Here is a 7,354-nt window from a genome sequence, read left to right as displayed (position 1 = left end):
TTGGTTGGAGGACCCCGGCCGAGGCATTCAACGAGCAGCTACTCTTGCTCCAACAAGCCAGTGTTGCAACGACCGGTTGAGTCCAGCCAGTTCCGGTCCCGGAAGTTCGTCCGGGCGCTCGACCGGCACCGCATGGTCGGATCGATAGGGAGGGTCGGGGCAGCCGGCGACAACGCGGCCATGGAGTCCTTCAGCCTGCTGCAAAAGAACGTCCTCGACCGCCGGAGCTGGGCCACCCGCGGGGAACTGCGGATCGCGATCGTGTCCTGGATCGAGCGGACCTGTCACCGGCGCCGCCGACAAGCCGCACTCGGCCGGCTGACACCCGTCGAATTCGAGACCGTCATGACCACACCAGCCCTCCAGGCCGCGTGACCGAACCTGTCACCCGAACCTGCACCAGACCCTTCCTCCTTCCCCTGAACAAGTCGACGACACCGGCCAGAAGGCTCATACCCTATGAGACACCCTGAGCGCGAAGAACAGGTCCGAGCCGAGGAAACGCCAACCATCTGAGACTTCTGCCGCATGACACGGCTTGAGACAGCGCTAGAACGCCCAGGTCACAGGGCCGGTATATGACATCGAGATGGAGAACCTACACGAACCTGTTGGGTCTTACGGCTGATGTCGTAATCGCACGAGCCGTGTCGTATCGATGTCGTATACGACATCGCCGTGAGACTAGCGCGTGGGTGGGTGTTGCTGCCCTGGGTGTGTGGTGCTCGTCGAGCTCCGGTTGGACTCGACGCGTTTCAGTGGTCCATCCGTCTGTGGTGACGGATCTTGTTGCCGTTCCTTTGTGGGCTAATCAGCCCACTCCATGGCTTGGGCGGCGCACAGAGCCAGCGAGCGCGAGATATACGGAGGTACCAGTGAAGGCAATCGTCGCGACGGATCCGGCAGCGGAAGCAGCCGGGATCACACTCGCGGAGCGGCCTGAGCCGACGCTGGCGATCAACGACGTCGTCGTTGAAGTCCATGCGTCGGGCTTCGTCCCCGCGGAGTGGGAGTGGCCCTCGACGTGGGTCGATCGCGCCGGTCGCGATCGAGCCCAGGCGATCATCGGCCACGAGTTCGCCGGAGTGGTCACCTCCCTCGGCTACGGCACGACGGGGCTCTCGCTGGGACAGCGGGTGTTCGGGATCACGGACTGGCACCGCGATGGAACCCTGGCCGAGTACGCGGCTGTGGAGGCACGCAACCTGGCGCCGCTGCCGGGGAACGTCAACTTCACGGTGGGTGCGAGCCTGCCGATCTCCGGCCTGACCGCGTGGCAAGGTCTGTTCCAGCACGGTCGTCTTCAGGCGGGGCAGAGCGTCCTCGCACACGGCGCCGCCGGTGCAGTCGGGTCCGTGGTTACGCAGCTCGCCCGGGAGTTCGGCGCCTACGTCATCGGTACCGGGCGGGCGGCGGACCGCCAGGCGGCGCTCGACTTCGGCGCGAACGAGTTCCTCGACCTCGCCACCGAGGATCTCGACGACATCGGCGGGGTTGACGTGGTCTTCGATGTCATCGGCGCTGACATCCAAAGGCGCTCGGCGAGAATCATCCGGCCTGGCGGGACGCTGGTGTCGGTGGTCGGGCCTGTTGAGGCTCGCCCTGTCGACGGCTTGGCGGTCGACTTCGTCGTCGAGTCCGTTCCGAGTCAGCTGGTGGAGATCGTCGACCGGGTGCGGGACGGGCGCCTTCGCACGCACATCGGAACCGTCGCGACCCTCGACGACGCCGTCCCTGCGCTCAACCCGACCGAGCGGCGCAGGGGCAAGACCGTCATTCGCGTGCGCCCCTGAGCGCCCTGGAATGGGCCAACAGCGGTGGTGGGCTGGACGACCGCTGACCTGCCCGGTGTCGGACGAGGAAATGCCACGGAATTGAGACTGATCATGGTGACACGGCCGTGAGACAACCAAGAAAGCCCAGGTCGCAAAAGATCGACATGTCGGATGCAGCGATATTTTACACCAGCCTACGGCCAGACGCCCCGCACGCGCACGCAACCCACCGCGCTCAGAACCACCTGGCCGCTGGCACGCCAGCAGTTGCCGGGGGCGCTGATTTTCCCGGCTCCCTGGAGGCCCCTCGGCGGACGACGGTGTCCGAATGGCGTGGACAGTAGAGGTCTCTGCCGATGTCTCCCGGGCGAAGCCCCGTACCTCAGGGGTCCGGTCGAGGAACCCGAGAACAAAAGCGATCCGGCCGTCCCCCTTCGGGGGGACCACGTCCGAGCCGTGGACCGGCGCCGAACCGTCGACAGTGGAGAGGAGCCAGGCATGGCCTCTGATCTGCGATGACACGCGCGACGGCCGTACGCCCCCAGGCCGAGCTCGCCCCTGGGTGTCACCGACCCCGTGGCTGACGCGCCCCTGCCAACCGCTTACTCTCTTCCTTCGGCCTGATCCGTTTCGGATGGGCTGCCGTCAATCCCTGGGGGGACACAATGAGCTGGTTCATCGCTGCGCTGAAGAAGTACGCCGTCTTCAGAGGCCGGGCACGCCGTAAGGAATTCTGGCCGTTCGTGCTGCTCACGTACATCACCTACGGCGTGCTCGGCGGCATCGGCGTCGCAACCCACTCGCCGGCCTCTTTCACCGGCCTCGGTATCGCTCTGATCGCGTTCCTCCTGCCGACCTGGGGCGTCACGGTCCGCCGACTGCACGACACCGGCCGCTCCGGCTGGTGGATCCTCATCCACCTCGTCCCGACATTCGGCGTCATCATCCTGCTGGTCATCTGCTCCGAGGACGGCAAGACAGGATCGAACAAGTACGGCCCCGACCCGAAGGAGGTCCCGGCGTTCGCGTAAGCTTGACTCTGTCGGGGATCTTGGAGTTGCCGAGGTCAGGTGCCCAGGGTGCGCCAGGATTTTGGCCGGGGGATCCTGCGTTGGTCGAGGTAGTTCTGGAAGGCGGTCGGCCGGCGGGGCGGGAGTGCTTCCTCGGTCGGTGGGAGACCGCTGAGGCGCTCGATGTTGACGGCGATGGCGGTCAGGACGTGCTGGACGTGGACCTTGCCCTGTCCTCGGTAGCGGCAGTGGCGCATGCCGTGTCCATGGGCGAACTCGTTGGCCGTCCCCGGGGTGGGTGTGCTCGCTGACCACGACGCTGTCGTCCTCGGCCTCCTGCGGCGCTTCCTCGTCGGCGGCCGGGTGGAAGTCGGCCCTCACCCGCCAGGCCCGCATCTTGCGCTGGACCACGCAAAGCTTCGGCGGCTCAGCGGCGGCGGGTCCAGGAAGTAGCGAGTGGAGCGGCACGGTAGCCGGGGACCGATGCCGCGCTGAGGTTTTGTGCGACCGCGGCCGGCTCGACGGGCGCGGGGGCCACCTGCACGCAGGCGTTCTTGGGCTGCGTGGTGCTCTGTCCGAATCGGCAGGCCACGCCGGTCAGTTTGATGGTGATGAAGTCGGCGATCTGCGCGCCGAACTGGATGGGCTTCCCGTTGATCTTGATGTCACCGACGGTGAAGCCCTTGTCCTGGGGTACCTCGTAGATGAACCGCACGGGGTGGGTCGCGTCGCCGCGTTGCCTGATCCAGTAGTCCTTGGGGTCGGAGCCGTCCGGGGTGGCCCAGCCGTCCGTGGCCAGTTTATCGAAGTAGAGACCGACCGGGTCGGCCAGGGAGATGTCCGCCTTCTGTCGGGCGAGGTCGTTCACGGCTCCGCCGATGTGCGGGTCGCTGTTGCGCTCGGGCTCGCCGTATTTGCTGCAGTCGATGAGTTCCTGCTCGGTGGTCAGCTCGTTGCTGTCGATGACCCGCACGATGGTGGCCGCGGCCGCGAGTTCGATCTCGGCGCCCAAGGTGTTGTTGGTCTGAATCAGATGCATGGCGCCGTCCGTCGTGGAGTCGTTCCACCGGTTACGGGGGTTGTAGGTGCCGGTGGCTCCGAAGAGGTCGCTGTGCTGGACGTTCGGGCTGATGTGCGTACGGTAGAGTTCGAGAACCTTGTCGGGGTTCGACTGGCCGAGCAAATGCCAGTATTCGGGGCCCTCGCAGGTGAACATGACCTTGGTGATCTTCCCGGCGGCATTGCGGGTGATGCTCCACTCGCAGTACTCGTCCTGGACGTCCCGGCTAGCGTCGGCCCGCCGCCACCGCTGGGTGTCTGACAGAGACTGGATCTTGACCAGACGGGGGAAGGCCGTCCAGGTGACGGTGGCCTCCTGGACGTCGGCCGCTGTGTCGGTCTTGGTGAGGTTGTAGAACTGGCTGCGTGGGCTGTCGTTGAGCACCTTGTGGGGATCGGGGCCCGTGATCGAGTGGTCAACACGGTCGCTGATGAACATGTTCCAGGCCTTCAGCCCGGTCTCGTCGAGATCGTCGAGGTGTCCGGGCGGGCCGTACGAGGCGAGCAGGCTCATGGGGCACTCCTTCGCTGCAAGGTGGCTGGGGGCGGGCGAGCCGCGGACAGCGGCGGCAGTCAGGGGGTGGGTGCGACTGTGCCGTCGTCGTTCATCCTGAGCCGCGGGGCGTTCGCAGGGATGTTGGTGGTCGGCAGCGTCAGCTCGAACTCGTTGAGCCGCATCGCCTTGAAGTCGCGGCGGCGGGACTCCGCCAGCCGGACGTAGTCGTCGAAGCCGGAGGACTTGCGGATCCGTTGGCTGACCTGACCGAGGTAGTCGTCGATCCGCTGGGCGAAGGCCTTGGGCCAGGTGTCGTCCGCAAGGGCCCAGTCGGCGGCGAAACGGCCTTCAGGGCTGTCGGGTGGCAGGTTGGCGGCGGCGTCCACGATCACCTGTGCGATGTGCTCCTCCAGCTCGGTCACCGCGGTCGGCGTGGTGGGGACATGGTCCATCAATCGCTTCCGGACTGGGCTGAAGACCGGATTGGTGAAATCGACCATGAACGCGCAAGCGGCGAACTTGCCCGTGATCAGTCGCTGTTGCACCATCTGCCGTACCACGTCGTTGTCCTCGTAGGCTGGCTCCGGTACGACGAACGCGAAGAAGGTGTCACCCGGCTGGGAGAAACCGCTGATCTTCTCCTCCAGGGCGAAGTCGAAGGTCGCCAGGCTTTCAACGTAGTGGGCGGCCGGGGCCATGGGAGGAAGGACGGCCGTGACGGGCAGTTCGAGATCGCCCAGGAGTGCGTCGCCGTTCAGCCAGAAGCCCTGGGGCAGTAGCAGGTCACCGCTGGAGGGGGTGATCGTCGAACTCTGTGACGTTGTGCTGGCCAGGTTCACGGCGGTCGTGGTGAACAGATGGCGCATCAACTGCTCGGGATGCTCCACGGTGCCGTCATGGGTGACGGCTGCCAGGCGAGCGGCGGTCCAGCGGCTGATCAGCGCACGGACGGTCAGCTCGAGATTTTCGGCGCCGATGACCTGCTGGTACAGCGGGTTTTGACGGAAGGGGTCGTCCGGGGCCAGGCGCATCGTCGCCGCCTGGGACTGCCAGTTACTCCAGGGCGCTTTCAGCTCCTTCATCACGACGCTGCCGTTGATGTGGCTGTCGAAGCAGCCGTGGCCGCGGGAGCCGGGGGCGAGAGCAAACCACGAGTTGCCAGCCCACACCCACCCGGGGCTGATCCGCATGTAGTAGTTGAAGGCCTTCGCGACCGGATCCCAAGCGGCAACCTGCAGAAACGTCGCGGCCGGATCCTCATTCGCCCCCGTGCTCACCAGCAGGTCCACGTCCCGGCCGGTGGCGGCGCGAGCGATGGCGAACCGCATGGCACGCGGCAGCTCGGGGGCCGAGCCGAACGGAATCTGCCCGGCCTCGCCGATCAGATACACGGACTGGTTCGCTTTCGTCGCCGGATCGGGCAGCCCGGCGAGGAGATCCTGCACCGTCAACGGGAAGGTGCCCTTGCGGAAGAACAACTCGGCCATCGGATCCCCCAGCTCCGCCAGCTCCTGGGCGTCCAGCGTACGGGCATGCTGGTCGACGCCCACCACGAAGCGGTACAGCCTCGGTGCCTGCTGGTCGTCGAAGTCCGCGTCGCCCAGGGCGGCTAAGACCGCACGACTGGTGGGGCGTGTGATCCAAGGCGGGGAGCCGGGGGTCTCCGCGGTGCGAGCCTGCTGCAACCAGGCGGTTGCTCGACGATGCTCTCGTATGCCGTCCACCGACTCGACCTTTCGTCGCCCGCATCTGTTCAGCGAGGTGGGAGCGGTGCGTCAGGAGGGGCTTGAGTGCCTCGCACTCCATGAACAGTCTGCATCACCCGAGGACATGACGCATCCGTAGCCGTGGCCGACTGCGTACGTGGCTAATACTCCAGCAGCAGTTTGACGTTTTCCCTGTTCAGGGGCGGTTTGGGCGAGTGTAGTGGGCTGATTGCCGGCCCGTGTCTTCTTTCCCGGACCGCCCCTCGATCGTGTGCAGCCGCCACTGACAGTGGCAACGGCGGGCGACGGCTTGGCGTCGTCTGCGCCAATGTGGCCATCTCAGCACACGTGCACTGATGAGAGGCTGGTGAGCGGCGATGGGTGAGTGGCCAGTTGCCATGAGCCGCCGAACTTCTGCCACGGTGAGGGGCGCAAGGCAGGAACCGTTTCTGCTGCCCCTTTTGCCGCGGCGTCGACGGCCATGGCGGCCAAGAAGGCATGTGCCAGCATGGCCAGGGTGATGTGCCGCATCCAGCCGGTGTAGCGGCGGACTTCGTACTGGTCAAGGCCGCATTCGTTCTTCGCGGCCTGGAAGGCTTCCTCGATGGCCCAGCGCATCCCGGCGACGCGTACGAGGTGCTCGACCTTGGTGCCGAGCGGTGCATAGCAGAGGTAGTAGGCGATCTCCTCAGGCTTGCTGATACTGCGGCGTGCCAGTGCCCACCGCTGGTGGGTGGGCATCGCGCCGTCGAAGTCCTCGATGGGCGTGATCTGTAGGGCGGCCCAGTGGTAGACGCGCGGGCCCTTCGCGCCGTCACCGCACGAACGTCCTCCCATGCTTCGTCAGGGGCCTGGGAGAAGAGGTGATCGATGCGCCCGAAGTGCGGCACCTGCTGGGACTTGGGGACCGCGAGCACATACCCCAGGCCGGTCTCCTCCAGCATGCGGCGCAGCCGCCACTCCTGGCCGTAGGCGGCATCCGCGGTCACCCAGGCGATCGGCAACGGCGAGGCGATCGCCCGCAGCACCATGCCCTTGGCCAGGTCGAGCTTGGTGGCGAAGGCCCGCTCATCAGGGATACGGGCGGCGCGGCAGCGGTCGCGGTCGTCGGTCCAGGACTTGGGCAGATACAACTCCCGGTCCACCAGAGCGCGCCCTTGCATGGTGGCGTATGCGGCGAACACGCCGATCTGGCAGTTCTCGGTGCGGCCGGGGGTCTGTTTCTGAATAACTGTCAGGGTTGATCTTCCGGATGGTCCTCGTCAGGCAAGCGAACTCGAAGCTGTTCGAGGGTCCGGGCGGGCGACC

Annotated in this window: 4 protein-coding genes and 3 pseudogenes; 3 read left to right on the top strand and 4 right to left on the bottom strand. The window is 66.2% G+C overall.

All coding sequences use genetic code 11. The features are described 5' to 3' along the window. Window positions 1-84: 84 nt before the first annotated feature. From ACZ7P3_RS42430 to ACZ7P3_RS42420, 3 genes and pseudogenes are all read left to right on the top strand, one after another. A pseudogene (locus ACZ7P3_RS42430) lies at window positions 85-375 on the top strand (IS3 family transposase); the annotation flags it as partial. 500 nt (window positions 376-875) lie between these two features. After that, window positions 876-1,793, top strand: a complete 918-nt coding sequence (locus ACZ7P3_RS42425) for an NADP-dependent oxidoreductase (protein ID WP_472090034.1) — start codon at window positions 876-878, stop codon at window positions 1,791-1,793. Between the two features lie 647 nt (window positions 1,794-2,440). After that, a complete protein-coding gene (locus ACZ7P3_RS42420) occupies window positions 2,441-2,806 on the top strand; it encodes a DUF805 domain-containing protein (protein ID WP_472090033.1) in 366 nt (121 codons plus the stop codon). 35 nt (window positions 2,807-2,841) lie between these two features. On the opposite strand, the pseudogene ACZ7P3_RS42415 reads toward ACZ7P3_RS42420, so the two are convergent. From ACZ7P3_RS42415 to ACZ7P3_RS42400, 4 genes and pseudogenes are all read right to left on the bottom strand, one after another. Continuing rightward, a pseudogene (locus ACZ7P3_RS42415) lies at window positions 2,842-3,063 on the bottom strand (transposase); the annotation flags it as partial. 149 nt (window positions 3,064-3,212) lie between these two features. Next, window positions 3,213-4,358: a hypothetical protein gene (locus tag ACZ7P3_RS42410; protein WP_472090032.1), complete on the bottom strand. Its 1,146-nt coding sequence runs from the start codon at window positions 4,356-4,358 to the stop codon at window positions 3,213-3,215. A 59-nt stretch (window positions 4,359-4,417) separates the two neighbouring features. After that, complete coding sequence (locus ACZ7P3_RS42405) at window positions 4,418-6,025, bottom strand: hypothetical protein (RefSeq protein WP_472090031.1); 1,608 nt, start codon at window positions 6,023-6,025, stop codon at window positions 4,418-4,420. A 360-nt stretch (window positions 6,026-6,385) separates the two neighbouring features. Beyond that, window positions 6,386-7,263: pseudogene (locus tag ACZ7P3_RS42400) on the bottom strand (IS701 family transposase); the annotation flags it as partial. Between the last annotated feature and the right edge of the window lie 91 nt (window positions 7,264-7,354).

This window comes from Streptomyces sp. NPDC107581, from assembly GCF_055657175.1.
Note: the sequence above shows the minus strand (reverse complement) of the source record. Positions and strands in the feature narration are given on the sequence as shown.